This window comes from Sphingobacterium sp. B16(2022) (assembly GCF_012030425.1).
GTDB lineage: Bacteria > Bacteroidota > Bacteroidia > Sphingobacteriales > Sphingobacteriaceae > Sphingobacterium > Sphingobacterium anhuiense.
Map to the genome: position 1 here is coordinate 208,333 of NZ_JAAUVN010000001.1, position 26,895 is coordinate 235,227.

Below are 26,895 nucleotides of genomic sequence, written 5' to 3' on the forward strand. Positions count from 1 at the left end.
AAATGGCTTTTATAATTATAGAACTATTAGATTTGAATTAGTTTATTCACATTTACCCGGTACAACGAGCACAGGACATGTTGCTTTTCTAATTACAGCTTCAGAAACGGAGCCCGAGATAAAATGATCAAACCCTGTTCTACCATTTGATCCCATTACGATGAGATCAGCTGACCACTCATGAGAAGTGGCTAGTATTTCTTCTTTTACCGAGCCTATTCTATTGAATAAGAAAACTTCATTAGCGCCTTCGAACTCTTGTCCTAGTTCTTCTAAGTATTTTTGAGCATTCTGCTGCTCTATTTCCGATACTTCGGGTATGATGATTGGTTGTTGACCTAACAGCGGATCTGCACCATAGCTGGCAGGAGAAGTGGGAGAGGTAACCGTCACTAAAGCTACTGAAGCTTCAAATTTTTTAACCATTTCTTTAGCATAGGAAATCGCTTTATGTGAACATGGTTCATCGTCCACAGCAACTAATATTCTCGTTATTTTTACAACATTGGTATCCATGGTTCTGATATTAAAGTTTATATTCGTACATATTAATAACTTGAATATACGGTTTTTTGTTTTAGAAATATGGAATTTGGAATATGTAATTTAACAATTGTACCATTGCGGGCGGAGGAATCACATCGGAGTGAAATGGTTTCACAATTGCTGTTTGGAGAAGCTTTTGAAATACTGACGAAATCAAAGGATTGGACAAAAGTTCGTACTGAAATGGACTCTTATGTTGGTTGGATACAGAATGCGCAATTTTTAGCAATTACAGATGATCAGTATGAGGAGTACCAGTCGTTAAGTAAGGTAAAGATCGGTTTTGATGGGGGGCATCTTATCAATAATGATCTTTGTATCCAGCTTTTACATGGAACGATTGTACGAAAGGATTTTCCTTATATTGGAGCAGATGATTTAGTAGAGCTTAATGCAATTGAACTGCATTTTGAGCAAGAAGACTTCATCGAGCAGGTTGCAATACTCGCAAAGCAATACTGGGAGGTACCCTATCTTTGGGGAGGGCGATCTAAATTTGGAATTGATTGCTCCGGTTTCTCACAATTGATTTATCAATCCTTTGGTATTTCCTTACCAAGGGATGCTTATCAACAGGTTGAATTAGGGCAGACAGTTGACTTTTTGTCAGAGATTCAAGTAGGTGATCTTGCTTTTTTTGATAATGAAGAAGGTAGGATAAATCATGTTGGTATTATGCTGGACTCTGAAACCATTATTCACGCTTCTTCCCGTGTTCGAATAGATAGGATGGATCAAGAGGGAATATTTAATAAGGATTGGAATAAATACACACATAAGCTACGTATCATCAAGCGCTATGTTTAAAAAAGAAAGGTCCGTCTATATTGAGACGGACCTTTCTTACTTTATTTTCAAATATGATTAGAATTTGAAAGTTAAACCAAATTTAGCTGTATCAAAAAAGTTATTAAAACTGTTGATGTTAGCATTGAATTCGTTTGAAGATTTACCGCCATCTTCTTTAGCTGTACCAAAAGATAATAAGTCTGTTAAACCAAAGTTGATTGCGATATTTTCAGTAACGAAGTAATTCATCCCTAAACCAGCGCCAGCACCAAATCCTTTAACTTTAGGAATGTCTGTAGTTGTTGTACCGTTGTTAACTTCTCCAGTTCTTTGTTGATAACCAGCTGCCAATTGCGCATAAGTTTTAAAACGTGATCCTAAATCTAAAAAGTAGTAACGACCATAAGCACCAACTCCAAAGTTGCTTGATTTATTGTAAGTATCGTTAGTACCAGAATAGTCTGTTGCTTTTAAATTTCCAAAGTTGAAATCTAAACCAACTGCAACTTTATCAGATACGAAATAACCTACAGAAGGATTGAAGTTGAATGAGTTTTCTTTCTTTTCAGCTGTTTTATTATTTTTTGTATTTGCTGAGAAATTACCTTCTACAATAAAGTCAGTTTTTTTGAAACCAAATTCTTGTGCTTGAGATGCAAAAGTTAGACCAGCTACTGCTGTTAGAGTAAGTAATAATTTTTTCATTTTTTTAAAGTTTGTTTTTACAATATCCATAGTCAAACCTTTTGACTATTTGATTGATATTATCAATATAGATACCAAATTGATTTTTCAATGTCATAGAAATGTATTGATAAATTGTGTTAATCGTAATTAAAACGTTTTCAGAGGTTTAAAAATTGACATTATGAAAAAATAATTTATCATATATTTTGATATTTATATTGATTTAACTTTTTATGATAAAATGTCAGTTTTTATTATGACACAAAAAAAGACCATATGTCAGTGCTGACATATGGTCTTATAATTATTTTATTATTTAATATTTCTAGTCGAAATATTCTTTGATCCGTTCAAAAAATGATTTTTCAGATTTACCAGGTTGTGGCTTGAAATTCGGTGATTCTTTCAATTTCTGTAAAATCTCTTTTTCGTCAGATGAGACCGCTTTAGGCGTCCAGATATTCACATAAATCAATTGATCACCTTTGTGGTAAGAATTGACTTCAGGAATACCTTTTCCTTTTAGTCTTAATATCTTGCCGGCCTGGGTTCCTGGTTCAATTTTAATTTTTGCTTTACCATCAATCGTTGGAACTTCAACGCTTGTTCCTAATGTAGCATCTACAAAATTAATATATAGGTCATAAATAATATTTAGACCATCTCTTTTTAATGCTTCATGAGGAATTTCTTCAATGAGGATAATAAGATCACCGGCAACACCTCCGCGAGGAGCTGCGTTCCCTTTTCCACTCATTGAAAGTTGCATACCTTCACTTACACCAGCCGGAATGTTGATCGCAATTGTTTCTTCACCTCTTTCTAATCCTTCACCTCTACATGTAGTACACTTTGCGGTAATTTCTACCCCTTCACCATTACAAGTAGGACAAGTGCTTGTAGTTTGCATCTGGCCTAAGATTGTATTGGTTACGCGGCGAACAGATCCTGAGCCGCCACAAGTATTACAAGTGTGGAAAGATGATTTATCTTTTGCACCACTACCATCGCAGGTATGACAGTTTACTTGTTTATTTACTTTTACTTTTTTCTCAACACCTTTAGCAATTTCTTCGAGTGTTAATTTTACTTTAATGCGAAGATTTGTTCCTTTAGCAACACGACGGCCTCCTCTTGAGCCTCCGCCACCGCCACCGAAGAAACTTTCGAAAGGATGACCACCTCCACCAAATATATCTCCAAATTGGCTAAATATGTCATCCATATTCATGCCACCACCATAACCGCCTCCGGAAGCAGAGCTACCCGCATGACCAAATTGATCATAGCGTTGTTTTTTCTGAGGATTGCTTAATACATCATATGCTTCAGCAGCCTCTTTAAATTTTTCTTCAGCTTCATGATCACCAGGGTTTTTATCCGGGTGATACTTTACGGCAAGTTTACGGTAGGCAGATTTAATTTCTTTTTCATCTGCACCACGAGCTACACCTAATATATCGTAATAATCTCTTTTTGACATCTTTTTTATCTTATTGACCTATAATTACCTTAGCATGACGGATTACTTTATCATTTAAATAGTAACCTTTTTCAATAACATCAATAACTTTATTTTTCAAATCTGGAGTAGGAGCTGGAATAGCCGTTATTGCTTCTTGTAAATCAGCATCAAACTCTTTACCTACTACATCCATTTCTTTTAAACCTTGGTGTTCTAAAGTTTGTCTGAATTTATTATTGACGATCTCTATACCAGTTTTTATTGATTCAACATCTGTTGCTGTTTCCATTGCTTTTAAAGCTCTGTCAAAATCATCCACTGTTGATAATAGTTTTGTGATCACATCTTTTCCAGCAGATTGAATTAATTCAACACGTTCTTTACTTGTACGTTTTCTATAATTATCAAATTCTGCTGATAAACGTACATATTTATCTTTTGCCTCTGCTACTTCAGCACTTAATTTCTCTTCAACAGAAAGTTCAATCGTCTCTTCTTGATTTTCCGTTGTATTATCCTCAATAGGATCTTGAATCGTCTCGTTATTATTCTCTTGTTCGCTCATTTCTTCTAAATTCTATGTGGGAAACTAATGTTCTTTCTCTAAAATCTAATTACAGTCAAAGTTGTTGCCAAAATGAAAAAATCCGACAGCTTGTCAGTAACCGGGAGAATGGACTAACAAAATGTCGGATGATCAGGATTTCTGTCAGTATTGACAGTTATATTTCTACTTGATCTAGCAATACCCCATCAGCGGTTTTGATGATGCGTGCAGGCATATTACGTATAATTTGGTAATCATGAGTTGCCATTAAAACAGCTGTTCCAGAAGAAGCGATATCCCGTAAAAGCAATACAATTTCTTCAGAAGTAGCAGGGTCAAGGTTTCCTGTTGGCTCATCGGCCAATATAATTTCAGGATTATTAAGGAGTGCTCGTGCAATAACAATACGTTGCTGTTCTCCACCTGAAAGTTCATGAGGCATTTTTTTTAATTTCGAGCGAAGTCCTACTTTTTCGAGCACATCGAGCATTCTGTGTTCAATTTGCGTTTTATCTTTCCAGCCGGTGGCTCTAAGTGCAAATTCTAAATTTTTCTCTACAGAGCGATCTGATAATAAATGAAAATCTTGGAAAACGATTCCTAACTTACGTCTCAGGTAGGGGACATCATTTTCATGCAGTTTTTTTAAATCAAAACCTGCAATTAGTCCTTCTCCGTTACCAATATATAAATCGCCATAGATTATTTTTAGCAAACTACTTTTTCCACTTCCTGATTGACCAATGAGGTAAAGAAATTCGCCTTTATTGATATTCAAATTCACATTCGATAAGACCAAATGTTTTTGTTGGTAGATATCGACGCTTTTTAATGTGATTACTGTATTTCCAGACATTGAACTATAATTCTAATTTTTTTATTTGTCCAAATGGCAAATCCTTTACCATTTGCATAATGTACGCTGACTTGTCTCCGAGACCAATTTTGTCCAAAGATTTGTCGGGGCGATCAACCCTAAAATATGCTAAAAGAGTGAATGAATCATCTCTTAATTGAACATAGTCAGGGATTTTGGCAACTCCTTTTACTTTGATTATATACATCTATTTACAAAGTTAGTACTTTTTATTTCAAAAAATCCTTCCACGAATATAAGGCTATGCTTACTGGTTTGCAAATAAAAATTCTAGTGTATTGACTCCATCAGCATAATCATCTAAAGCAGGATTTTGTCCAGCACCGAATTTAAAAGCTGGTGTTTTGATCGTTAATGGTGCTTCTGATGTAACACATTGTAACCGGTCTGATAAGGTGTTTAAGTGCTGAGAAAGATTGTCTAAGTTATCATACTCTTCAAAATAAACCACAGCTAAGGGTGATGCTATTTTGTCATCTTGTTTTAATAATAAAAAACCATTATCATAATGCTTGTCACCATTAATTAAATAAATGGATTTGTTATAATCGTAATTATTATTGTATTTATAATGTGTGTTTACCTCTTTAAAAGATTCAATTCCTTCATAGAAATGACTTATATCATAATTTTTTGGGATAAATATTTTAGATACAGAACGACATCCCAGACCGTAATAATCAAAGATATCATGGCCTAAAGCTTTTAGTTGCTCGTGCGATTCTTCACCTGTAATGATGGCAATACTGTTTCTGTTTTTTCTAATAATATGTGGTTTTTTTCCAAAGTAATGTTCAAAGTACCGCGAAGAATTGTCGGAACCTGTTGCAATCACTAAATCAAAATCAGTTAATCTATCCACTAGTTGTACGCGATCTTTAAATCTTGGTTCAACTTCTATCAATTTCTGAATCACGTAGGTTGTTAGATGAGCATCGTCTGAAGAAACCTTAATCTGTGCTTTAAAACCAGCAACCAATACGCATAATATATCATGAAGACCTACAAGAGGTATATTGCCCGCTAAGACTAAACCTACAATTTTGTCACTTTCAATATCAGGATATGGCGATAGCCAATTTTCTAATAGCTCAAGGTTTAAATTTGCTTTCCAAGAAGTAAAGGCTTTATTAACGTGTTCTGCGGTATACCATGCATTTTTATGATGAGCAGTTGCAACTAAATGTTGTAGCTCTGCATGATCATTAATGAATAAGTTCGCAAGTTTTGCAAAACCTTCTAATCGTTGTTTCTTTGTCAAAATGTAAAAATTAATAAACGTGTATACACAAATTTGTATTATATTTGTGTTATTAATACAATCAGCGAAACCAAGTTACTCTTAGTATTTAAACGTGTAAAATGATTTGATTGTATAAATGATAGTACAAAAATAGTTTTTTATCATAATTTTGAGGTTATAAATGGCGATTAAAATTACAGACGAGTGTATTAACTGTGGTGCTTGTGAACCGGAGTGCCCAAATAATGCAATATATGACGCTGGAGTGAGTTGGAAATTCTCAGATGGGACGGCATTAGATGGAGTTATTGATTTTGGAGATGGAGTAACGTTAGATGCTGACGATTCTCAAGCTGCTGTATCAGATGAAGTATATTACATTGTTTCGGACAAGTGTACAGAGTGTGTTGGTTTTCATGATGAACCACAATGTGCAGCTGTTTGTCCAGTAGACTGCTGTGTAGATGACGAAGAGGTTCGTGAATCTGAAGAGGAGTTATTAGCAAAGAAAGCTTGGTTACACGCTGAATAAAAGCATTGCTTTTAAAATAAAATTTTGAAAAAGGTAGAATATGTACATATTCTACCTTTTTTTATGTCTTCAAGTATCCAATAAATTTGCTGTTATTATAATCCGCCATATTAATATTTGTGAAAGCCTAGTATTTTTTTATTTTTGTACTTTACCTTATAAAAAGTTTGCCGATGTATAAATCAAAAATGGGGCTAATTACCCTTGTTTCGGTGACAATTGCTGCACTTATTGCGATATGTTACGAATTTAGTTGGGTCAATTTTTCTCCATCATTTTTAATGGCAGTAAGATGGATTGTTGCTACTGTGTTGATTGTTAATGCTCTTGTTCGGAAGAATCTAACAACTTGGATTTTGACCTGTATGATCTTGGGTATTTTTGTAGGTTTAGATTTTCCAAATATTGCCATATCATTGCAACCGCTAAGTAAAGGTTTCATTAAGTTGGTGAAGACGATCGTAGGACCGATCTTGTTTGCAACGTTAGTTTATGGTATTGCTGGTCATTCTGATTTGAAACAGGTTGGTCGTATGGCCTGGAAGTCTATGCTGTATTTCTTTTGTGCTACGACTTGCGCTATTTTTATTGGCCTTGGGGCTATAAATCTGACTAAAGCTGGGGTTGGTGTTGATGTTGCACATATGCCTCATGAAGAACTGCCAAAAACGCAAATAAGTAATGACGCACAGATTTTAGAAACTTTACCAGATCATGTTCACCCTGTCTATAAGTTTACGGCATTTTTTAGAGATCTTTTTCCTGAAAATATTGTAAAAGCAGTGTATGACAATCAAGTTCTACAGATCGTGGTGTTTTCAGTTCTTTTTGGTATTGGATTAGCAATGGTTGATGAAAAGAAAAGAAAACCATTGGTTGATTTCACGGAAAGCCTTTCAGAAACAATGTTTAAGTTTACGAACTTAATCATGTATTTTGCTCCAATCGGAGTTGGTGCCGCAATGGCTTTTACAGTTGGTCATTTGGGGGTAGATATTCTGAAAAATCTATTTATGTTGTTAGCAACTTTGTATTTAGCATTATTAGGTTTCCTAACTTTTGTATTGTTGCCTGTTGCACTTTATCTGAAAATCCCTGTATTAAAGTTTATTAATGCGATTAAAGAACCTGTTTCTATTGCATTTGCGACTACAAGTTCAGATGCAGCTTTGCCCAAGGCTATGTCTGCTATGGAAAAATTTGGAGTACCTCGTAAGATTGTGTCTTTTGTTATTCCTACAGGATATAGTTTCAATTTGGACGGAACGTCATTGTATCTATCTTTGGCAGCGATATTTGTTGCTCAGGCGGCTGGAATACATTTGACTTTTGGAGAGCAGTTAATGATCGCATTTACATTAATGATTACTTCTAAAGGAGTTGCCGCAGTTCCCAGAGCCTCATTAATTATATTAATTGCTACTGCAGATCAATTTGGTTTACCAACATTTGTGATTGCGGCTATATTAGGAATTGACGAGTTGATGGATATGGCCAGAACTTCGGTCAATGTGATCGGTAATTGTTTAGCTACAGTTGTTGTTGCTAAATGGGAGGGAGAGTTTGACGAAGAGGCCCCATATAGAGATGATCACGGCCAACCGGAATTAGAGGGGTAGTATTATATCTTTTAAAAGCCAGAAAAGGGATCTTATAACAAGTATAAGATCCCTTTTTTATGAAATAAACTTACCATCGGCATAATACCAGATTCCATCCACTTGTTTGAAAGTGGATCTTTCATGATGAATCTGTAAATTCAGCTCCGAATCCAAGTAATGTGCCTCAAATTCGACCATATTGGAATTACTAAATAAAATGCGGAGCTGCATCCATTTTGATTCCTTTGCCCATCTTGCAATTTCTATTTTGTTTTGCAACTTACGAGTTTCAGAATGAAAGCTTGTATATAAAAAATCAATATCTTGAACAACAAATGCGCTATATCTTGCACTCATTAATTGTTCTGCAGTTTTAGCTTCTTTTTGGTCTAAATGAATTTTTTTGCAACAATTTTCGTAAGGAAGTGAATTGCCACAATGGCAAATTGTATTTTGTTTTGTCACCATATTAAGATTTAAATATAGGACAAAAGTAAATAATGATTTTTTCTTTTTAAATGAATCGTGTTTATATAAATATTTAGGAATTTCTTAGCTGGACTAAAATTGTTAAATTGATATTTTAACACGTTGATATTGAGTTTATTTTAACGTTTTAACAAATATTAACAACCTTTCATTAATCTTATTATAAAATATAGAGTCCTACCTATAATTAATTGAAAAACATAAATAAAGGGAGGAGCAGGTATGAAAAAATTAGTTTACTTGACGGTTTTAGTTGGCGGTTTGTTTTTTGTTAAACCTGCTGCTGCACAAGTTAATGTGAGTATTAACATTGGTAATCAACCTTCTTGGGGCCCAGTGGGGTATGATTACGTACGGTATTATTATATTCCAGAAATTAATGTATATTATGATGTAATCAATCGTCGGTATACGCATTATCATGGTAGAAGATGGGTTACCAGTAGAAGCTTGCCTAGTCGATATCGTAACTTTAATTTTTATAATACCTATAAAGTAGTTGTCAATGATAGAGATCCTTGGAGACATCACGATCGGTACAGAAGAGATTATGGTCATTTTGCTCATCGCAGAAATCAGGTAAGTATAAGAGACCATAGAAGTAATTATGATCGTCCACGTCACAATGACCGTTATGATCATCATCGTGTCGAGCGACATGAAAATCATAGAGATCGATCGGAGCATAGAAAATCGGACAAGAGAAATGATAAAAGAGGCCACGATCGTCACTCAGAAAGAGGTGAGGGACATGGAAGAAGATAGTGAATAGTTTTTTATATGTTAATTGAAAGGGAGGAAGCTGTAGTTTTCTCCCTTTTTTTAATTAAAACTATTTTTTTAAATCGGATAAGCTGTTTCACTTTTAGTTTCCGATAGAACAAAATAGGTTTGTACGGTGTTCACATGTGGGAGTACGGCTAAGCGGTATCTTAAAAATTCGTGATAGGCCTGCATATCTTTAGTTGCTATTCGAAGCATAAAATCATAGGATCCAGCCATCTGATAACATTCCATAACTTCAGGAAATTTAGCAACTTCTTTTTCAAATTCATTTAAAACCTCGGCTGTATGTGCTTTTAAGAATACCTGTGAAAAAGATATCAGACCCATGTTTATTTTTTGCCGGTCAAGAATAGCAACAGTTTTTTTAATATAGCCTTGTTGTTTCAGTTTTTTTACACGCTCATGTATAGCAGCGATAGATTTATGCAATCTAAATGCTAGTTCCTTATTGCTAAGTGTAGCGTCATGCTGTAAAATTCTTAATAGTTTGGTGTCAGTTTCATCAAGCATCATTTTGTATTTTTTATTGATATGAATGTAATGAATTGGTTGATTCTGTAATATTTCTTAAATATATCATTATTTAGATAAAATTTACTGATTTAATCATTATGTAGTGAATATTATTTTGTTTTATGTCAATTTTGCTGATAATGTTAGGTCTTCGAATGATTGTCGACTGATATTTTTTAAAATAATAAATCATGAATAACGAATTGATGTTTAGTAAATGTTTGTCACCCGAGCTTGATAGTAGATTTAAACATTTATGGTGTTTAGTAGGAAATACGCCTATGCTGGAGCTACAATACTCCTATAAAGGGAAAGCTGGGAGGATTTATGTGAAATGCGAAAATTATAATCTTACAGGGAGTATCAAAGACCGTATGGCGCTATATATTATGTATAAAGCTTACATGAATTGTCAAATTCAGCCTGACGATGTTATTATAGAAGCAACTAGCGGTAATACTGGTATTTCTTTTTCTGCTATTGGTAAAGCTTTAGGACATCAAGTGAAAATTATTATGCCTAATTGGTTGAGTAAAGAACGCATCGATATTATAAAAAGTATGGGTGCAGATATTCAGTTGGTTAGTAAAGAAGACGGTGGTTTTTTGGGGAGTATTGAATTAAGTGAGAAACTAGCGCAGCAAGGAGGGGTGTTTTTGCCCAGACAGTTTGAAAATCAATTCAATGCCGAAGCTCATGAATTAACGACTGGTCGTGAAATTGGTTTACAGTTAGCCTCACAAGGTTTAGTTGCAGATGCTTTTGTTGCTGGTGTAGGCACAGGAGGAACGGTTATGGGAGTAGGCCGTCATCTTCGTAGCTTAAATCCTCATGTAAAGATTCATCCTTTGGAACCCGCTGAAAGTCCTACGATGTCAACCGGATATAAAGTTGGCTCGCATCGTATTCAAGGTATATCAGATGAATTTATTCCGGCTATTGTGAAAATGGACGAGTTGGATGAAATCGTTTCTGCTTCAGATGGTGATTCTATTATAATGGCCCAAAAATTAGCAAAAGAATTGGGCTTGGCCGTAGGAATTTCTTCAGGAGCGAATGTGATTGGAGCAATTAAATTAAAAGAGCAATTAGGGGAAGAAGCTGTTGTTGTCACCTTATTGTGCGACGATAATAAGAAATATTTGAGTACAGATCTAGTAAGAGAACAACCTGTCGCGGCTGGATATATTTCAACAGATCTCTCTTTCACTGGATTTAAACCTATCAGTAGGTTAGCAAAATCTCTTTTTAATACTGAATCGATATAATGTTTGTTTCAGCCTAATCGCATATTAGGCACTATGATTATTTTAAATAGAATCTATTACAATGGGATTTCTCCCATTGTAATTAGGTTTAACCAATTTGTAACTTGTCACTCGGCATTATAATTTAATTATTTATGAAAAGTTTTATCATAAAATTATTACTTTTATTAGTTCTTCTTCCAGCTTTTGCGCATGCTCAGGAGGCAGATACTTTACTAAAGATGGACGAACTGGAGTTCGTTGATGGTGGTATTTCTGAAACTTCGATTGATTCTGCAGGTGTTGATACTACACAGAATCTTAAGAAAACTACGGCTGTAATCACAACAGAAGAGCATGCAAATAGTGAATCTCTACTTGGAATATTTTTAGCAGGATTATTAGGCGGCTTTACTGCTCTATTAATGCCTTGTATTTTCCCCATGTTACCGCTCACAGTCAGTTTCTTCACAAAGGGAAAACAAAATAAATCGCAATCTTTTATTCGTGCTTTGTTTTATGGAATTTCTATCATAGTTATTTATGTTGTGCTTGGTTTAGCGGTAACGATGATTTTTGGTTCGGATGCCCTTAATGCTTTATCAACGAACGGTGTCTTTAATTTTTTCTTTTTCTTAATGTTGGTTGCTTTTGGAGCTTCTTTTTTGGGGGCATTTGAAATTAATTTACCAAGTTCATGGGTAAATAAGATGGATGCAAAATCTGATAAAGGCGGATGGGCTGGTATATTCTTTATGGCAGCAACTTTAGCTTTAGTATCTTTTTCTTGTACTGGACCTATTATCGGAACTTTATTGGTACAGGCAGCTACAAGTGGAGCTTTGTTAGGTCCGGCTGTAGGTATGTTTGGATTTTCTTTTGCATTAGCTATACCTTTTGCTCTTTTTGCATTATTTCCTAGTGCTATGAAAGCCATGCCTAAATCAGGTGGTTGGCTTAACAGTGTTAAAGTTGTTTTAGGATTTTTAGAATTGGCATTTGCATTGAAATTTCTTTCTAATGTTGATTTAGCTTATCACTGGAACTGGTTCGACCGGGAGGTCTTTTTGTCTTTATGGATTGTTATATTTGGTTTAATGGGACTGTATTTACTTGGAAAAATTAAATTTTCTCATGACAGTAATCTGCCACATTTGTCAGTAATCCGTACTTTCATAGCTATTATTGTACTATCATTTACGGTATACATGATTCCTGGATTATGGGGTGCTCCTTTAAAATCAATATCTGCTTTTCTACCACCACAAAGCACGCAGGACTTTGATTTAAATCAAGGCTCATTGATTAGTGGATCGCATGTAACAGACGTTTCTAAACGCAAATATTCAGATTTATTTCATGCACCGCTTGGCTTAAATGTGTTTTTTGATTACGAGGAGGGTTTACAATATGCTAAAACCCATCATAAAATGGTTATGCTTGATTTTACAGGCCATGCTTGTGTAAATTGTAGGAAAATGGAAGCTACTGTTTGGACAGATCCTCAAGTCCGCTCTTTTTTAACAGATCATGTCGTTATCATCCAACTTTATGTTGATGACCGCACTGAGCTTGCTATTGAAGATCAACAAAAAACGAGTTCGGGAAAATTGTTGAAGACAATTGGAAGTAAGTGGAGTTATTTACAATCGAGTCAGTTTGAATCCAATTCACAACCTTTTTATGTGCTTATGAATCCTGCAAACCGTCAGGTTTTGGTTAAACCAAAAGGTGCTGATTATGATGCTACTACTTATCTGGCTTATTTAAATGAAGGTTTGAAAGCATTTTCTTTGATCAAATAGTATAATATGACTCATTTGATGAAAAAATGTTTTTATTCCAAAAGAAAAAAGGTTTCATAAAATTGGATTTCTGTTAAATTTAATCTTACTTTTACATCGTTTAAATCATTAGCTATCAAATAGCAGCTTTAGTGGTTTATGTGTAGGGTTAATAGTGAATTATAACATGAAGAAAGCATTCAATCTGGGGTTGTTCCTTGGATTATTATCGGTAACATCTCTTGCATTACAATCGTGCAATGAAGGTGGGAGTAAAAAAACAGATTCGGTTACTATTGGAACTGTTGATAGTATAGATGATATCGATGATTTAAATAAAGATACTGTCGAGAAAGAGATTAAAAAGGATACAATTGCTGTAAAGGGTAAAAAGAGTATTCTTCATCATGAAGTTGATACGGCGAAATTATTAACCGACTCTGTGTCTCCTCGTTATATTTATTTGACTTTTGATGATGGACCTTTAAATGGCAGTCAATTTATTGATTCAATAGCTACAGCTAAGAATATAAAGATTAATGCTTTTTTAATTGGAAAGCATGACCGAATGAGTAAGGGTTTGCATAAATATTATGAACGTTATATGAACAATCCGTTGGTGGATTGTTATAATCACAGTTACAATCATGCAAATAATAAGTTTACTTATTTTTATAGCAACGCAGAATCAGCGTATGAGGACTTTGATAAAAATGAAAAAGAACTGAATCTTAAACATAAGATTGTCCGTTTACCAGGACGTAATATTTGGTACTTTGCAGATCGTAAACGTATTGATATGCAAAGTGGTTCAAGTACGGCCGATTTATTATATCAAAATGGTTACCGTTCTATGGGATGGGACTGTGAATGGAAAAAGGGTAAACCTTCTGGTATGCCAGTCGAATCGGTGAGTTTTATATATCGTCAGATAAATAATAGATTACGTAACGGCACCTCATTTTCGAAGAATAACGTTGTTCTGTTGATGCATGATGATATGTTTCAGACAAGAAAAGCACAGAAAATGTTAAGTGATTTAATCGATAGTTTGAAGTTACATCCAAATTACGAATTTGCACATATGCGTGATTATCCGAAACAGAAATAAAAAATAAGGCTACAATCAAATTGTAGCCTTATTTTTTTAGTTTTGCTTTCTTAAATATTTTGTTAAAATCACAATCGTCTGACCATCGATTTTTCCTTCAATTTGTTCTGTATTATCGAACACAAGTCTAATATTCTTCACGACTGTACCTAAAGTCGCCCGGATAGATGATCCTTTTACATCCAATGTTTTCGTAAGGACTACAGAATCCCCTTCAAATAATTGTTGACCGATACTATCTAAATGAAACTCGACATATCCATCATTTTCATGATCTCCTGTTTGTTTTGCCCATTCTAATGTTTCGTCATCCAGATACAAAATATCTAACGCATCAGAAGCCCAACCCTCGTTTTTTAAACGATTTAACATGCGCCACGCAGCTACCTGTACTGCTGGTACTTCAGACCACATGGTATCGGGCAGGAATTTCCAATATTCAGCTTCTAATTGTGTTGTTTTATTTAACTGATCGGCACATTTCTGACAAACAACAATCGTGTTTTCAGCTATAGCTTGTAAGTCAGGGGGCAATGTATATAATGTTAAATTATCAGTTGCTTGACTCAATTCACATTTATTTCCCGCTCTCTCGAATAGTTGATTTTCTAGTTTCATTTAAATTTTGGATAAGTTGCAAATGATTTAGGTGCAAACATAATGAATATTTATAATTATAAAAGGTTAACATAACAAATCAAAAAATGCTTAATAATTTGGAATATAATTTGCGATGCTGTACACGATAAAATGTGTATCTTATTTAATATTAATTGAAACTAACTTAAATGATATCAATATGAAATGGCAAGGAGGTAAAAAAAGTGACAACTTCGAAGATAGGAGAGGAATGTCAGGTGGTCAAAAATTAACTTTGGGCGGTGTAGGTGGGATTATTGTTTTAATAATTGGTTTTTTAATGGGAGGAGATCCATCTCAATTATTGCAGCAGGCTCAAAATATGACGGGGACGGAGCAGACTGGACAGCCACGGGAAATTAGTGCAGAGGAGGCTAAATTAACAGACTTTTCGCGTATCGTTTTATCAAGTACTGAGGATGTGTGGACAAATCTTTTTAAGACTCAGCTGGGTAAAAATTATGAACCTACAAATTTAGTTGTTTATGATGGAGGTACCGAAACCAATGGTTGTGGAATAGGAAAAGCATCTTACGGACCTTTTTACTGTCCTGGAGATCATAAAATCTATTTAGATTTAACTTTTAATCAAGAGTTGACGACCAAATTTGGTGCTAAAGGTGAGTTTGCTCTGGCTTATGTAATAGCACATGAAGTAGGGCATCATATACAACAATTAGTGGGACTTTTACCTCAGACAAACAGCATGAGGGGAAAATTAAGTGAAGTTGAAAATAATAAAATTTCTGTCATGACCGAGTTGCAAGCTGATTTTTATGCAGGAGTTTGGGCACATCATGTTAATAAATTATCTGATATCGAGATTGACTATAATGATATTTTAGATGGTATGGCGGCAGCTGAAGCAGTTGGAGATGATAAATTACAAACACAAGCTCAAGGCTATGCGGTACCCGATTCTTTTACACATGGTACCTCAGCTCAGAGACGAGCTTGGTTTAAGAAAGGTTATGATTCTGGTGATATGCAAGCTGGAAATACCTTTCAAGATCCCAGCTTAAAATAAAACTTATTGGACGAGAAGATTACAACCACGTATATCACTTTGATCAAAGCGACCTAAGACTTCAAAAGATCCATCATCGTAGATTTTTCCGAGGTCTTGGGTTGCAATGAAAGAACACGAATATCGATTTGCTAAGTCAATAACATTAATAGCACCTGTTTTTTTATTTTCAGCAAGAGTTAGCGGATCATTTGTTTCCCGAATTAAGATCTTCATCCAGTTGGGGTGTCTGAATATCCCGTTACCATATGAATAGCCCTGTGATAGCAATTCAGTCATTCCATATTCCGAATGTATTCCTGGAACTTGAAAGCTTTTACATAATAAATCATGAATTTCCTCACGGACCATTTCTTTACGTTTTCCTTTCATTCCCCCAGTTTCCATAATGATTAACTCCGGAAATGTCAATTCATATTTTTCAATAAAATCAAGCAGTGCAAATGTCACACCGAATAGCAAGGTTTTCGTGCCTTTAGCTTTTAATTTTATCAGGGTTTGATAAAGTTCTTCATGATTGTATAAGAAATAGTCACTTTCGGGTTGTTGACTATGTTGCATTAAATCATTGATCATGTAGATCAATGAAGAACCTGTTCGTTCTAAATAGGATGGAAGTAGCGCCAAAATGGCAATGTCGTCTATTTTTCCATAAAATTGTTCAAAAGCAGTGCGAAAGCTTTTTTCATATACTTCTTTTTTAGCTACAAGATGCTTACTTGTGGTGACTCCTGTTGTACCTGAGCTTGTGAATACAATCTCAGGACTGAAGTTGTCAGCTATAATTTCTTGAGATTTGAATAGTTCGATTGGGAGAAACGGAATTTTCGTGTAATGATCTATTGTATGAATTTTCTTATTTAGATATTGCACATACTGTCTATAAATGCTTGTGTTTTCCATTTGAAAATGAAAAGTCTCCAAGCAAATTTCATTAAATTCTGTTTCATTTTGAATAGCAAATACCCGATCCCAGTTCATACGATTAAAATTTCAGTGCAAATATAGACATATAAAAGCTTTTACAATAAAAAAAGGTCCTTGATCACTTCAAGAACCTTTTTTATTGTATTATATATATTTTTTATACCATACCACCATCTACAGGCAATACTTGTCCTGTGACATATGTTGAAAGGTCCGATGCAAGAAATAGACATGCATTTGCAACATCTTCTGCTTGACCGGCGCGTTTCATAGGAATACCAGCTTCCCATCCAGCAACAATTTTAGGATCTAAAATATCGGTCATTTCTGTGCGTATAAAACCTGGAGCAACTACGTTTGATCTAATATTTCTTGAGCCTAATTCTTTTGCCACTGATTTAGAGAAACCAATAATACCAGCTTTAGAAGCTGCATAATTAGCTTGACCAGCATTTCCTTGTATACCTACTACTGAACTCATATTGATGAAAGATCCTTTACGGTTTTTCATCATGATTTTAGAAGCTGCTTTAGTGACATTGAATACTGATTTTAAATTTACATTGATCACATCATCCCAGTTTTCCTCAGTCATGCGCATTAACAAACCATCTTTTGTTATTCCAGCATTATTAACAACCACATCAATAGTTCCAAAATCTGAAACAATATCATTGATGAGTTTTTCAGCCTCATCAAATTTTGATGCATCTGAACGATAACCTTTTACAGTAGTTCCAAAAGCCTGAAGTTCTTGTTCTAAAGCTTGGCCTTTTTCCACAGATGATAAATATGTGAATGCTACATTTGCACCGTTTTGGGCAAATACTTCAGCAATTTTTCTTCCTATTCCTTTTGATGCTCCAGTAATTAGAGCTGTTTTTCCTTCAAGTAGTTTCATTCTTATGTATTATATGTAATAAGGGTGCTTGCAAAAATGTTAAAAGTATACTACAATCGCAACACTCGGATCAATTTAATTCGTTAATTCTAAATAATAATTTGAATTAACATTCCTCAGGATATTATAATACTACTATTTGTAATGTGGCAGCTATTCATAAAAATGGCTGTGTTAGGGAATTCTTAATAATAGTATGGTATTTTTGAATAAGTGATTTTAAAAAGTACAGTTTTTTGACAAAAGGATTGCGTTAATATAAAAATCTATATTAAATTTGCATCAATCACGAAGACATGAGTAAAAAAACAAAAAATACCAAAGAGGTAGACGTCGTTTTAATTGGCGCAGGTATCATGAGCGCAACTTTGGGCACACTTATCAATGAGTTAAGCCCAGATATTAAAATAGAGATTTTAGAGCGCTTGGATGTTGTTGCAGCAGAGAGTTCGGATGCATGGAATAATGCTGGAACTGGTCACTCTGCATTATGTGAGTTGAATTATACCCCACAACAAGCTGATGGTTCTGTAAAAATTGATAAAGCAATCAGCATTGCAGAACAATTTGAGGTTTCCAAACAATTTTGGACCTATTTAGTTGATAAAGGGGTCATAACAAAACCTGAAGATTTTATTCGCTCAGTACCTCATATGAGTGCTGTTTTTGGCGAAAAAGATATTGATTTTCTTCGTAAAAGATATGATGCGCTATCCAAGAATAACTTGTTTAAAGGCATGGAATATACCGAAGATAAAGCTGTTTTGAATGAGTGGATTCCACTTATGATGAAAGGTCGTCCTGCTGATGATAAAATTGCGGCAACGAAAATGATCTTAGGAACTGATGTGAACTTTGGCGCTCTAACGCGTGATTTGGTACAACATCTAGATGCAAAAGATAATATTACATTACATCTTACACAAGAAGTCCGCGACATTGAACGGAATGACAATGGCACTTGGGAGTTGGAAGTTAAGGATTTGAAAACTGGAGAGAAAAGAACAATTAATGCCAAATTTGTATTCATTGGCGCTGGTGGACATTCTTTATTGCTGTTAGAAAAATCTGGAATTCCAGAATCAAAAGGATATGGTGGTTTTCCAGTTGGCGGACAGTGGTTACGTTGTGTGAATGAGGATGTTATTAAAGATCATAACGCTAAAGTATATGGTAAAGCATCTATCGGTGCTCCTCCGATGTCTGTTCCACATCTTGATACACGCTATATTGATGGTAAGCAGGCCTTATTATTTGGTCCATATGCTGGTTTTTCTACTAAATTCTTAAAACAAGGTTCTTACTTTGATTTACCTGCATCGATTAAGTTGTCGAATATTAAACCGATGTTATCCGTAGGTCGGGATAATATGGATTTGACTAAATATTTGATTTCTGAGGTGATGAAGAGTCCAAAAGATAAATTGGATGCTTTGAAGCAGTTTATGCCTACGGCAAAATTAGAAGACTGGAAAATTGAGGTTGCTGGTCAACGTGTTCAAGTAATCAAAAAAGATGCTAAACATGGTGGTGTTCTTGAATTTGGAACAGAAGTTGTATCCGCAGCAGATGGTTCTATTGCAGCCTTACTAGGAGCTTCACCAGGAGCATCGACTTCTGTCGCTATCATGATTAAATTACTGAAAAGATGTTTTCCTGAACGTGCAAAAGCAGACGAATATCGCAAGAAATTGCGTGAAATGATTCCTTCACATGGGCAATCATTAAATGATAATGTTGAACTGTGTGAAGCCACTAGAAAGCGTACACATACAGCATTAAAATTAGAGAATTTTAAAGATTAATTTCTTTTCACCATACTTATGGGGTGCTTGAAGTATTATTTACTGTTACAGGCTGAGATTATACCCAATAACAACAATTGCTCATCACAGTGAGCAATTGTTGTTATATACCTGATCCGGATAATGCTGGCGTAGGGATTTTAATTTCACAAATCGTGCATTTATAGCGACTCCCTAAGTGTGTATTGTTTTTATTTTACACACATATTAAATGCAGTTAAATCAAATTTTAAACGATTTTTTTCAGCAGGTTAAAGCTACATCCCTCGCAGAATGGCTAGCAGTAGGCTTTGGTATATTGCAGGTTTGGTTTGCAAAGTCCAATAAACCTATTAATTACCTTTTTGGTATTTCTGGTATTGTGATATCCATTTACGTTTTATATTTCGCAAAACTATACGGTGAAATTGCCTTGAACATGTATTACTTATTAATGAGTATTTATGGTTGGATTTACTGGCAACAAAATAGTAATCATCAACATATCATATCGACTGCATCACGTAAGGACTGGATTATTGTCTTATTGATATGTATTATAGGATTTACCATATTCTATTTCGGATTGTTACATGCTACAGATTCAGATGTTCCGCTATGGGATGCCTTGGTATCTTGTACTGCATGGGCAGGCATGTGGTTGCTGGCAAAGCGGAAAATAGAAAATTGGATATTATTAAATATTAGTAATCTCATGGCGATCCCTTTGCTTTATCATAAAGATTTACTACTATTCGCAGCATTGACTGTATTTTTATTTGTGATGGCTTTCTTTGGTTATTTTAACTGGAAGAGAATTCTTAAACGTGAACTAATATATGATACTTACTCAAGATCAAATTAATCTGATAAAAGACCAACAGCACGAGGCAATTGCTTTAAAAAAGATGACTGCAAAGCAGTTAGATTTGGCAATTAGTGAAAAATGGTTTAAAATTTGGGTTCCCAAATCTCTTGGTGGATTGGGATTAACTCTTTTAGATGGAGTGAAATTTTTAGAAGAACTAGCCTATCATGACGGTGGTTTATCATGGACGGTAACTTTATGTTCGGGAGCTAATTTATTTGTCGGTTTTATTGATCCGAAAATAGGAACAGAAATTTTTCAAAATCCGGCAGTTTGTTTAGGAGGAAGTGGACGTGCATCTGGATATGCAGAAAGAGCGGATGGGGGATATCGTATTCATGGCCATTGGAAATATGCTACTGGAGCTCCGCATTTAAGTCATTTTACCGCAAATTGTATCATTACGGAAGATGGTAAACCTGTGCTCGATAAAAACGGTCAGCAAATGATCCATTCGTTCTTTTTTGACCGGGATGATGTATTGATTCATTATGATTGGGATACTTTTGGATTAGAATGCACGGCTAGCCATAGTTTTTCTGTTGAAAATCATTTTGTGGGAAACTCTCGTAGTTTTTTGATTAATGAATCTGAAAGTACCTGGCCTGATTTTCTTTATCAATATCCGTTCATTCCTTTTGCGGAATTAACCTTGCTGAGCAATTTTATTGGGATGTATAATAGATTTATTGATCTTGTTGAAAAATATTATATTATAAAATCTCAAGATTCAGATTGGTTAAAAGACAAAGGTAAAAATCTGTTTAAACGTTTGGACGAGATGCAATCCGATTTTAATGAACGTAAGAATCAGATTTATTGTTTGACAGAACAATCTTGGGATAATATATTGCAGGGTTTTGAAAACCGGGATCTTTATGAGAAAATCGCAGTTACAAGCCGCAACTTTGTATCAGCTATTAAAAATAATACTGTGGAATTATTCCCTGGCTGCGGAATAGGTGCCGCGCAACGCGAACAGGAAATGAACATTGTCTTTAGAAATATTTTTACTGCAACTCAACATAGCTTGTTGCAGCAATAAGACGATTTGTAATTCTTAAAATGTTGTAATTGTGGTTATTGATTTTCAATAGCTTTCTTTAAGTTTATTAAACGCACATAGGAAGGACATTTTTCTAACTCTCTGTTCCAGCGATCAAGTGCCGCTAAGTTTGCCTGCAGAAATTTAGGTAAATCAAAGATATGCATATCCACGGTAATTTGTATTTCATTTGGTAATGAAACCGTATTAAAATATTCTTTTAGTTCTTCAATAGTCATGCATCAAAGATAAAACTATAATGTGACAGAAAAAACTTATGAATGGACAATATTGTAGTTTAATCATCTATATTTATAAGGAATAATGTATTTTAACTGCATGATTATAGAAAAAAGTACTCCTCACGATTTGTCTGCACATATGGAATTGTATGAGCAGGCAATTGCCTATCAACATGCTTTAGGAAAAGTGAATTGGAAAGGATTTGAAGCTCGAGCTGTACTTGAAGAGATAAAAAATGGACAACATTATAAGATTGTTCTGAATAATCAAATCGCTTGTGTCTTTTTGTTAACAACTTCAGATCCTATTATATGGCAAGAGAAAGACAAAGATCCGGCAATTTATATTCACCGTATCGCTACAAACCCACTTTTTAGAGGTCAGAATTTCGTTATTAAGATTATAGCATTTGTTAAGGCTCTGGCCAGAGAGCGAAGTAAATTCTTTATTAGAATGGATACTACGGCGGGAAATGAGCGATTGAATCAATATTACGAGAAATGTGGTTTTACAATTGTCGATGTAGTTCGTATTAAAGAAGCTATTGATATGCCTGCTCATTATCAAAATAATTCTTTCACATTATTCGAAATGCTGTTATAGCGTATTTTCATAAGCTGTTTATAAAGGAAGGCTCACTTCTTTCTGATAAAAAAGTTATAATAAAAGTTTCAGGAGTGGTTTCTTTGCAACTTTAGTCTTAATCCTAATTTTCCCCCCAAGTATGCCATTGGGATATAAGCTATGATCAGATCTAGTACTGTGTACCACATTGGAGAGGGCAGCATAAAGACACTTGCTACACCACCTGCTAAGAAAAAGACAGCTATTATAAACGCAAAGCTAAGTTTTTTCCCTTTGACTAACCAAGTTGTTATACATGCTCCGACTAAAGTTCCGATGGCATGTGCTAAAAAAGGAAAGACAAAATGCTTTGGTTCAAACATATGCATTGATGCTTTTAGTCCTTCTGTCGTGGTTACATCTGCACCATCTGGTGGAGGTATGATAGAACTACTGATTGTAATAAACATCATATTAACTATACTGCCAATGACCACGCCCGCCACTATCGCTAATAAATTTCTCAAAATAGTATTCATAAATCGATTTTTAGGAGATGAAATTTATAATTGACGCTTTCTCAATTATCGTATTGATGTTGCAAGTCTAGTAAATTTAACATATTTTCAGGATATTACTTGCTATAAAAAATTGAAAGTTAACCGAACTAGCACCGTCTAAAAATCACAAATTGATTTTAATATATTTAGTTTTTAGGGTATAATTTTTTGAAAGCATTGTATACTGCCTGGTGTACGATCGTTGCATGTAATTCGGTTGGTAAGTAATCAAATGACAAATTGATATTATTGTTTTGCTTTAATGATTGTGAAAACTTTATTGATTCATTATACATTTTTATATCTTCATCTTTATTTGGAACTCCTAAATATACGCTAAGTGTTTTTTTGATGTTAGTATTTAATAAATTTGCCGTTTCAAATAAGAGCTTTTGCTCTCCCCACCATAAACTAGGCGCAATAATAATATATTTAGTAAATAAATCAGGTTGTTTTAAGAGTATTTCAGACGCTAATAGACCAGCTAATGATTCTCCAATAACAGTACGGTCTTTATTAGCGTTATATTTATTTTCCATGTAGGGCTGTAGTTCCTTTTGAAGAAATGAAATGTAAGCTCCAGATTTTCCGTATTGTGGAAAATTCTCTTTTTTAAAACCTTCTTTTTCCAGGAAGTCCAAGTTGGACACTGCAAATGTGAAATCTCTCTTTCTATTCGTATTTTCGATACCGACAACAATTGATTTTGGAAACTGCGCAATCCAGGGTTGTGTATAATAGCGAACGATTCCAACTATATGAATAAAATCTTCTTCTATGCCACCATCTAATATGTAAATTATTGGATATTTAATTGTATCAGCAACATTATATCCTTCTGGTAGATATATGTTTATTTTCCTATTTTCTTTGAGTATTGTAGAGTATATCTGATCAGTTTGCCCGATCGTAATTTTTTTTTGAGCAGATAGGTTATTTGCCGTAAACATGAACGCAATGAATAGTTGAATGTATTTCATCAATAGCTGTGTTGTGTTAAAGACACTTATTTTTGGTTTTTGCAAAGACAGAAGTAAGTGTATAAAAAGATTGTTAAAATTACGAGATTATAAAATAGCTTTTAAATGATAATCGTGTTTTTTTATTTTAATCTAATTAGTCGTTCAAAATTAGCGGAAAACAGGGGTTTTAGTCTTTTAGGATTTACTTTACTTTGTGTTATTAATTTAAAATTTTATTATACACGTTTTACATGACTAGATTGATTATGACTTTGGGCTTTTTATTTACTTCGATAATGAGTTTTTGTCAACAACTGGAAGTTAGTATCATCCAAGGTGGGGAAATAATCTCCAGCACTTTTGATCAGTATAAACTTACTAAATCTCCATTCACTTTTCAACTAAAGTCAGAAGGGATGGAAGGCTTTTTAGTAGGGGCAACATTGGATAAGGACGTTTATCTCGCAGCATTGGGAATTATCGATCATGAAGTTTCATGGTTTGAAAATACTGGAATGGCAGATGAGCAATTTAATCCAAATCAAACTTTAACGTTGAGTAATGATGTACCAAGTTACTGGTATTTTACATCAGCTCAAGATCATCGGTTTGATCCGAATGCAAAAGGTACTGCTAAAAGTTGGACAGGGAATCGTACTATTGACAAAATCGATATTTTGGAAGCAGATAAATTGATGTCAGTTACAGATTTAACACAACCAATTTACGTCATTTTTTATCAAGCTGAATATGATGAAAATTATAGTTTAGTAGATAAAGAAATAGTTTTTAAAGGTGAATTTACTTTTTTGTAAAAGATGTAATTTTCCTTACTGATGAGCCCTGTAAGTGGTATTGACAATCGTTTTTAAATTATATTATTTATTCGCAGATTTCTTTGTTTTCAATTCCTGTATACAATAATTAAACACTATAAGCATTTGATTGTTATGTATATAAGTAATGAAGAGATTTTTATGGAGAATGATAAAAAAAGTTTGAATGCGCGTGTTGTTCGATACAATAAGCATTACGGATTTTTAGAAAATCCTCAAAAATTTAGCATAGAGAGTGATCCACATCGATTGGTAATAAGAAATTATGCTTTACGTAATAATAGACGTGAACTATATGAAGAATACATTCGAAATCAATATCCAGAAAAAGTAGTAAAAGAATTAGGAGAGTTTGATTCTTGTTTAATGTATTTAAAATTTTTAAATAAGGAAGAAGCTAAAAATTGGTTTCTATCGAATGATACAAAAGTAGTGGAGTCTGATATAGAAGCATTGGAAAATGATGCTATTTTGCGAATGCTTTTTGTTGAAGATGAACAAGATCAAAAGGACCTTTTAAACGCAGAACAATCCTATATTTTAAATCGGGTCACTCCAGAATCAATTTTGAAAATGCGTGATAATTTTTGGATTGATACGCGTATCTGTTAGTCTTAATAATTATTGATTATAATAAAAGGAGGAAGTTTTAGCTTCCTCCTTTTATTATAATGTATTGAAATATCAGTTTAGAAATTTATTATATAGCAGGTTCTTTACTTTCTTCAAGATATTTCTCCAGGCTATCATCAAGTTCATCCATCCATGCTGTATGATGAGTTTCTGCTTGAGTTCCATCTATGACCGATGTATAGATTTGATCTCGATAATTTAAAATATTATTTTCCTTGTCCTTTAACCAATTTTTAAACATGCTGGCCACTTTGTCAACATTAAAGTTTGGGTAATTTGTATAACTCATTAGATCTTTGATGTAATTTGTTTGAAAATCAACATGATCTTCTCCTGTTTTTGTAAGTGCTTCATCATCCATCCATTTTTTGATTTCTTTAATGCGTTCTTTTTTAGGTGGTAGCGGGATTTTTCCTAGCATGTAATCACGTGCAAACCAAGCTTGTGTATCAAACATATTGAAAGTATAATATTGATCTTGCATTCCTAAAAATATTAAACGTTCATTATGATTAAAGATTACTCCTTTAAACAAGTCATCTGGATATAGACAATTATTGGTTTTTAATCGCATATTATCAGGTAAAAATGGGAATTTATGTTGATAACCAGTACATAATATGACCGCATCAAACTCTTCTTGACTGCCATCTTCGAAGTACGCTATACTATCTTCGAAATGAGATAATTTTGCTTTCTCCTTTATGCCATCAGGCCAGTTGCACCCAATCGGACTTGTTCTATAAGCTATTGTCACAGATTTACTTCCGTGCTTGTAGCATTGTACGCCAATATCTTCAGCGGAATAACTACTTCCGATAAGGAGTAAGCGCTGATCTTTAAATTGGTCAGCACCTCTAAAATCATGTGCGTGCATAACTGCGCCAGGGAAATTCTCTATTCCTTTAAAGTAAGGGAGATTAGGGGTGGAAAAATGACCAGTACCAACCACTAAATAATCGAAAAATTCTTCAAAAGTTTCATTCTTTTTTAGATTATCAAAAATAACTCTAAACTGTTTTTTGTCTTCAATATAATCCACCCATCTTGCAACGGTATTAAATTGGATGTAATCTCTGGCGTTGCTTTGATTGATACGTCCCTGGATATAATCAAAAAGTACTTCTCGCGGAGGGTAGGAGGATATTGTTTGACCGAAATGTTCTGTGAATGTATAATCAGCAAATTCAAGACATTCTTTTGGACCATTAGACCATAAGTATTTGTACATGCTACCATGTAGGGGTTCTCCGTATTTACCAACACCTGTCCGCCAGGTAAAGTTCCACATTCCACCCCAATTGTCCTGTTTTTCGTAGCATTTAATTTCTGGGATGGGATTACCTTTTTTCTGTTCCGATTCAAATGCTCGTAGCATAGCTAGCCCGCTGGGGCCAGCACCAATAATTCCAACTTTAAAATTTGTCATATAATATAATTAACATGTATACTCATCTAAAATAGATGAGTGCAATAATTCGTCTTTAAAATCGAATTTTTAATTCTAGACCATACTTCCAAATGAGTATGCAGATGAAGAGATTTTTTATAATCTCTAAAATAGATGGCAAAAGCCAATAAGATACACAACTTATACTTTGTTGCGATAAGTAAATGACTAGAAACTATTTTTCAAAAAAAATATCTGTATGCTGTCAATATGGCTAAGATAACCAAAATTTGGATAGG

30 protein-coding genes are annotated in these 26,895 nt (G+C 34.2%); 14 read left to right on the plus strand and 16 right to left on the minus strand.

Annotation, left to right across the window (positions count from 1 at the left end; genetic code table 11):
* Positions 1–42 precede the first annotated feature (42 nt).
* Complete coding sequence (locus tag HCX49_RS00930) at positions 43–516, minus strand: universal stress protein (RefSeq protein WP_132772813.1); 474 nt, start codon at positions 514–516, stop codon at positions 43–45.
* Positions 517–585: 69 nt separating this feature from the next.
* On the opposite strand from HCX49_RS00930, the gene HCX49_RS00935 reads away from it, so the two are divergent.
* On the plus strand, positions 586–1,353 hold the full coding sequence (locus HCX49_RS00935) for a C40 family peptidase (RefSeq protein WP_168125874.1): 768 nt from the start codon (positions 586–588) through the stop codon (positions 1,351–1,353).
* 57 nt (positions 1,354–1,410) lie between these two features.
* On the opposite strand, the gene HCX49_RS00940 is transcribed toward HCX49_RS00935, so the two are convergent.
* The 6 genes from HCX49_RS00940 to HCX49_RS00965 form a co-directional block, all read right to left on the minus strand.
* Positions 1,411–2,070, minus strand: coding sequence for an outer membrane beta-barrel protein (locus HCX49_RS00940; protein ID WP_021192240.1), 660 nt, complete (start codon positions 2,068–2,070; stop codon positions 1,411–1,413).
* 277 nt (positions 2,071–2,347) lie between these two features.
* Positions 2,348–3,505 carry a molecular chaperone DnaJ gene (gene dnaJ, locus HCX49_RS00945; RefSeq protein WP_021192239.1) on the minus strand — a complete coding sequence of 386 codons (1,158 nt, stop codon included), beginning with the start codon at positions 3,503–3,505 and terminating at the stop codon, positions 2,348–2,350.
* A 10-nt stretch (positions 3,506–3,515) separates the two neighbouring features.
* Positions 3,516–4,052, minus strand: coding sequence for a nucleotide exchange factor GrpE (locus HCX49_RS00950; protein ID WP_021192238.1), 537 nt, complete (start codon positions 4,050–4,052; stop codon positions 3,516–3,518).
* A 157-nt stretch (positions 4,053–4,209) separates the two neighbouring features.
* Complete coding sequence (locus HCX49_RS00955; protein ID WP_021192237.1) at positions 4,210–4,890, minus strand: cell division ATP-binding protein FtsE; 681 nt, start codon at positions 4,888–4,890, stop codon at positions 4,210–4,212.
* A 4-nt stretch (positions 4,891–4,894) separates the two neighbouring features.
* On the minus strand, positions 4,895–5,098 hold the full coding sequence (locus HCX49_RS25500; RefSeq protein ID WP_168125875.1) for a fructose-6-phosphate aldolase: 204 nt from the start codon (positions 5,096–5,098) through the stop codon (positions 4,895–4,897).
* A 60-nt stretch (positions 5,099–5,158) separates the two neighbouring features.
* Entirely contained in the window at positions 5,159–6,172 is a 1,014-nt protein-coding gene (locus tag HCX49_RS00965; RefSeq protein ID WP_168125876.1) for an acyl-CoA reductase, read from the minus strand.
* Between the two features lie 163 nt (positions 6,173–6,335).
* Between HCX49_RS00965 and HCX49_RS00970 the strand changes: the two genes are divergently transcribed.
* Together HCX49_RS00970 and HCX49_RS00975 are read left to right on the plus strand one after the other, a co-directional pair.
* Positions 6,336–6,686, plus strand: a complete 351-nt coding sequence (locus HCX49_RS00970; protein ID WP_021192235.1) for a 4Fe-4S dicluster domain-containing protein — start codon at positions 6,336–6,338, stop codon at positions 6,684–6,686.
* A 173-nt stretch (positions 6,687–6,859) separates the two neighbouring features.
* Entirely contained in the window at positions 6,860–8,305 is a 1,446-nt protein-coding gene (locus tag HCX49_RS00975) for a dicarboxylate/amino acid:cation symporter (protein WP_132845391.1), read from the plus strand.
* Between the two features lie 57 nt (positions 8,306–8,362).
* On the opposite strand, the gene HCX49_RS00980 is transcribed toward HCX49_RS00975, so the two are convergent.
* Positions 8,363–8,755 (minus strand): YchJ family protein, encoded by a 393-nt coding sequence (locus HCX49_RS00980; RefSeq protein ID WP_168125877.1) that lies wholly within the window; start codon positions 8,753–8,755, stop codon positions 8,363–8,365.
* A 243-nt stretch (positions 8,756–8,998) separates the two neighbouring features.
* On the opposite strand from HCX49_RS00980, the gene HCX49_RS00985 reads away from it, so the two are divergent.
* A complete protein-coding gene (locus tag HCX49_RS00985; RefSeq protein WP_206368136.1) occupies positions 8,999–9,541 on the plus strand; it encodes a hypothetical protein in 543 nt (180 codons plus the stop codon).
* A gap of 75 nt (positions 9,542–9,616) precedes the next feature.
* Here the strand turns inward: HCX49_RS00985 and HCX49_RS00990 are convergent, their stop codons facing one another.
* Positions 9,617–10,075, minus strand: a complete 459-nt coding sequence (locus HCX49_RS00990; RefSeq protein WP_021190798.1) for an Lrp/AsnC family transcriptional regulator — start codon at positions 10,073–10,075, stop codon at positions 9,617–9,619.
* Between the two features lie 191 nt (positions 10,076–10,266).
* Here HCX49_RS00990 and HCX49_RS00995 point away from each other — a divergent pair, with 191 nt between their 5' ends.
* The 3 genes from HCX49_RS00995 to HCX49_RS01005 all read left to right on the plus strand — a co-directional run bounded on the left by HCX49_RS00995 (position 10,267) and on the right by HCX49_RS01005 (position 14,217).
* On the plus strand, positions 10,267–11,343 hold the full coding sequence (locus tag HCX49_RS00995) for a PLP-dependent cysteine synthase family protein (RefSeq protein ID WP_168125878.1): 1,077 nt from the start codon (positions 10,267–10,269) through the stop codon (positions 11,341–11,343).
* A 134-nt stretch (positions 11,344–11,477) separates the two neighbouring features.
* Complete coding sequence (locus tag HCX49_RS01000) at positions 11,478–13,127, plus strand: protein-disulfide reductase DsbD family protein (protein WP_168125879.1); 1,650 nt, start codon at positions 11,478–11,480, stop codon at positions 13,125–13,127.
* A gap of 166 nt (positions 13,128–13,293) precedes the next feature.
* Positions 13,294–14,217 carry a polysaccharide deacetylase family protein gene (locus HCX49_RS01005; protein ID WP_132772798.1) on the plus strand — a complete coding sequence of 308 codons (924 nt, stop codon included), beginning with the start codon at positions 13,294–13,296 and terminating at the stop codon, positions 14,215–14,217.
* A gap of 36 nt (positions 14,218–14,253) precedes the next feature.
* On the opposite strand, the gene HCX49_RS01010 is transcribed toward HCX49_RS01005, so the two are convergent.
* Complete coding sequence (locus HCX49_RS01010) at positions 14,254–14,835, minus strand: PhnA domain-containing protein (RefSeq protein ID WP_168125880.1); 582 nt, start codon at positions 14,833–14,835, stop codon at positions 14,254–14,256.
* A gap of 181 nt (positions 14,836–15,016) precedes the next feature.
* Here HCX49_RS01010 and HCX49_RS01015 point away from each other — a divergent pair, with 181 nt between their 5' ends.
* Positions 15,017–15,883, plus strand: a complete 867-nt coding sequence (locus HCX49_RS01015; protein WP_168125881.1) for a neutral zinc metallopeptidase — start codon at positions 15,017–15,019, stop codon at positions 15,881–15,883.
* 3 nt (positions 15,884–15,886) lie between these two features.
* Here HCX49_RS01015 and HCX49_RS01020 read toward each other — a convergent pair whose 3' ends face one another.
* A complete protein-coding gene (locus HCX49_RS01020; protein ID WP_168125882.1) occupies positions 15,887–16,864 on the minus strand; it encodes an acyl transferase in 978 nt (325 codons plus the stop codon).
* Between the two features lie 103 nt (positions 16,865–16,967).
* On the minus strand, positions 16,968–17,711 hold the full coding sequence (gene fabG / locus HCX49_RS01025) for a 3-oxoacyl-[acyl-carrier-protein] reductase (protein ID WP_132772767.1): 744 nt from the start codon (positions 17,709–17,711) through the stop codon (positions 16,968–16,970).
* Between the two features lie 296 nt (positions 17,712–18,007).
* On the opposite strand from fabG, the gene HCX49_RS01030 reads away from it, so the two are divergent.
* The 3 genes from HCX49_RS01030 (at position 18,008) to HCX49_RS01040 (ending at position 21,408) form a co-directional block, all read left to right on the plus strand.
* Entirely contained in the window at positions 18,008–19,516 is a 1,509-nt protein-coding gene (locus HCX49_RS01030) for a malate:quinone oxidoreductase (RefSeq protein ID WP_132772765.1), read from the plus strand.
* Positions 19,517–19,727: 211 nt separating this feature from the next.
* Positions 19,728–20,360 (plus strand): nicotinamide riboside transporter PnuC, encoded by a 633-nt coding sequence (gene pnuC, locus HCX49_RS01035; RefSeq protein ID WP_168125883.1) that lies wholly within the window; start codon positions 19,728–19,730, stop codon positions 20,358–20,360.
* Positions 20,335–21,408 carry an acyl-CoA dehydrogenase gene (locus tag HCX49_RS01040; protein ID WP_168125884.1) on the plus strand — a complete coding sequence of 358 codons (1,074 nt, stop codon included), beginning with the start codon at positions 20,335–20,337 and terminating at the stop codon, positions 21,406–21,408. Before pnuC ends, HCX49_RS01040 begins: the two co-directional genes overlap by 26 nt.
* Positions 21,409–21,443: 35 nt before the next feature.
* Here HCX49_RS01040 and HCX49_RS01045 read toward each other — a convergent pair whose 3' ends face one another.
* Positions 21,444–21,647, minus strand: coding sequence for a DUF6965 family protein (locus tag HCX49_RS01045; RefSeq protein WP_021190787.1), 204 nt, complete (start codon positions 21,645–21,647; stop codon positions 21,444–21,446).
* A 100-nt stretch (positions 21,648–21,747) separates the two neighbouring features.
* On the opposite strand from HCX49_RS01045, the gene HCX49_RS01050 reads away from it, so the two are divergent.
* Positions 21,748–22,254 carry a GNAT family N-acetyltransferase gene (locus HCX49_RS01050; protein WP_132772761.1) on the plus strand — a complete coding sequence of 169 codons (507 nt, stop codon included), beginning with the start codon at positions 21,748–21,750 and terminating at the stop codon, positions 22,252–22,254.
* Between the two features lie 68 nt (positions 22,255–22,322).
* Here HCX49_RS01050 and HCX49_RS01055 read toward each other — a convergent pair whose 3' ends face one another.
* Positions 22,323–22,688 carry a hypothetical protein gene (locus HCX49_RS01055; protein ID WP_206368137.1) on the minus strand — a complete coding sequence of 122 codons (366 nt, stop codon included), beginning with the start codon at positions 22,686–22,688 and terminating at the stop codon, positions 22,323–22,325.
* 233 nt (positions 22,689–22,921) lie between these two features.
* A complete protein-coding gene (locus tag HCX49_RS01060) occupies positions 22,922–23,755 on the minus strand; it encodes an alpha/beta hydrolase (RefSeq protein WP_168125886.1) in 834 nt (277 codons plus the stop codon).
* Between the two features lie 233 nt (positions 23,756–23,988).
* On the opposite strand from HCX49_RS01060, the gene HCX49_RS01065 reads away from it, so the two are divergent.
* Positions 23,989–24,552, plus strand: coding sequence for a hypothetical protein (locus HCX49_RS01065; protein ID WP_168125887.1), 564 nt, complete (start codon positions 23,989–23,991; stop codon positions 24,550–24,552).
* Positions 24,553–24,714: 162 nt separating this feature from the next.
* Entirely contained in the window at positions 24,715–25,185 is a 471-nt protein-coding gene (locus HCX49_RS01070; protein ID WP_132772755.1) for a hypothetical protein, read from the plus strand.
* An 88-nt stretch (positions 25,186–25,273) separates the two neighbouring features.
* On the opposite strand, the gene HCX49_RS01075 is transcribed toward HCX49_RS01070, so the two are convergent.
* Complete coding sequence (locus tag HCX49_RS01075) at positions 25,274–26,635, minus strand: NAD(P)-binding domain-containing protein (RefSeq protein ID WP_168125888.1); 1,362 nt, start codon at positions 26,633–26,635, stop codon at positions 25,274–25,276.
* Positions 26,636–26,895 lie beyond the last annotated feature (260 nt).

Bases quoted from the DNA above. Each gene is read 5' to 3' on its own strand.
- HCX49_RS00930 (WP_132772813.1), bottom strand. From the start codon at position 516: ATGGATACCAATGTTGTAAAAATAACGAGAATATTAGTTGCTGTGGAC.
- HCX49_RS00935 (WP_168125874.1), top strand. From the start codon at position 586: ATGGAATTTGGAATATGTAATTTAACAATTGTACCATTGCGGGCGGAG.
- HCX49_RS00940 (WP_021192240.1), bottom strand. From the start codon at position 2,070: ATGGATATTGTAAAAACAAACTTTAAAAAAATGAAAAAATTATTACTT.
- dnaJ (WP_021192239.1), bottom strand. From the start codon at position 3,505: ATGTCAAAAAGAGATTATTACGATATATTAGGTGTAGCTCGTGGTGCA.
- HCX49_RS00950 (WP_021192238.1), bottom strand. From the start codon at position 4,052: ATGAGCGAACAAGAGAATAATAACGAGACGATTCAAGATCCTATTGAG.
- HCX49_RS00955 (WP_021192237.1), bottom strand. From the start codon at position 4,890: ATGTCTGGAAATACAGTAATCACATTAAAAAGCGTCGATATCTACCAA.
- HCX49_RS25500 (WP_168125875.1), bottom strand. From the start codon at position 5,098: ATGTATATAATCAAAGTAAAAGGAGTTGCCAAAATCCCTGACTATGTT.
- HCX49_RS00970 (WP_021192235.1), top strand. From the start codon at position 6,336: ATGGCGATTAAAATTACAGACGAGTGTATTAACTGTGGTGCTTGTGAA.
- HCX49_RS00975 (WP_132845391.1), top strand. From the start codon at position 6,860: ATGTATAAATCAAAAATGGGGCTAATTACCCTTGTTTCGGTGACAATT.
- HCX49_RS00980 (WP_168125877.1), bottom strand. From the start codon at position 8,755: ATGGTGACAAAACAAAATACAATTTGCCATTGTGGCAATTCACTTCCT.
- HCX49_RS00985 (WP_206368136.1), top strand. From the start codon at position 8,999: ATGAAAAAATTAGTTTACTTGACGGTTTTAGTTGGCGGTTTGTTTTTT.
- HCX49_RS00990 (WP_021190798.1), bottom strand. From the start codon at position 10,075: ATGATGCTTGATGAAACTGACACCAAACTATTAAGAATTTTACAGCAT.
- HCX49_RS00995 (WP_168125878.1), top strand. From the start codon at position 10,267: ATGAATAACGAATTGATGTTTAGTAAATGTTTGTCACCCGAGCTTGAT.
- HCX49_RS01000 (WP_168125879.1), top strand. From the start codon at position 11,478: ATGAAAAGTTTTATCATAAAATTATTACTTTTATTAGTTCTTCTTCCA.
- HCX49_RS01005 (WP_132772798.1), top strand. From the start codon at position 13,294: ATGAAGAAAGCATTCAATCTGGGGTTGTTCCTTGGATTATTATCGGTA.
- HCX49_RS01010 (WP_168125880.1), bottom strand. From the start codon at position 14,835: ATGAAACTAGAAAATCAACTATTCGAGAGAGCGGGAAATAAATGTGAA.
- HCX49_RS01015 (WP_168125881.1), top strand. From the start codon at position 15,017: ATGAAATGGCAAGGAGGTAAAAAAAGTGACAACTTCGAAGATAGGAGA.
- HCX49_RS01020 (WP_168125882.1), bottom strand. From the start codon at position 16,864: ATGAACTGGGATCGGGTATTTGCTATTCAAAATGAAACAGAATTTAAT.
- fabG (WP_132772767.1), bottom strand. From the start codon at position 17,711: ATGAAACTACTTGAAGGAAAAACAGCTCTAATTACTGGAGCATCAAAA.
- HCX49_RS01030 (WP_132772765.1), top strand. From the start codon at position 18,008: ATGAGTAAAAAAACAAAAAATACCAAAGAGGTAGACGTCGTTTTAATT.
- pnuC (WP_168125883.1), top strand. From the start codon at position 19,728: ATGCAGTTAAATCAAATTTTAAACGATTTTTTTCAGCAGGTTAAAGCT.
- HCX49_RS01040 (WP_168125884.1), top strand. From the start codon at position 20,335: ATGATACTTACTCAAGATCAAATTAATCTGATAAAAGACCAACAGCAC.
- HCX49_RS01045 (WP_021190787.1), bottom strand. From the start codon at position 21,647: ATGACTATTGAAGAACTAAAAGAATATTTTAATACGGTTTCATTACCA.
- HCX49_RS01050 (WP_132772761.1), top strand. From the start codon at position 21,748: ATGATTATAGAAAAAAGTACTCCTCACGATTTGTCTGCACATATGGAA.
- HCX49_RS01055 (WP_206368137.1), bottom strand. From the start codon at position 22,688: ATGATGTTTATTACAATCAGTAGTTCTATCATACCTCCACCAGATGGT.
- HCX49_RS01060 (WP_168125886.1), bottom strand. From the start codon at position 23,755: ATGAAATACATTCAACTATTCATTGCGTTCATGTTTACGGCAAATAAC.
- HCX49_RS01065 (WP_168125887.1), top strand. From the start codon at position 23,989: ATGACTAGATTGATTATGACTTTGGGCTTTTTATTTACTTCGATAATG.
- HCX49_RS01070 (WP_132772755.1), top strand. From the start codon at position 24,715: ATGGAGAATGATAAAAAAAGTTTGAATGCGCGTGTTGTTCGATACAAT.
- HCX49_RS01075 (WP_168125888.1), bottom strand. From the start codon at position 26,635: ATGACAAATTTTAAAGTTGGAATTATTGGTGCTGGCCCCAGCGGGCTA.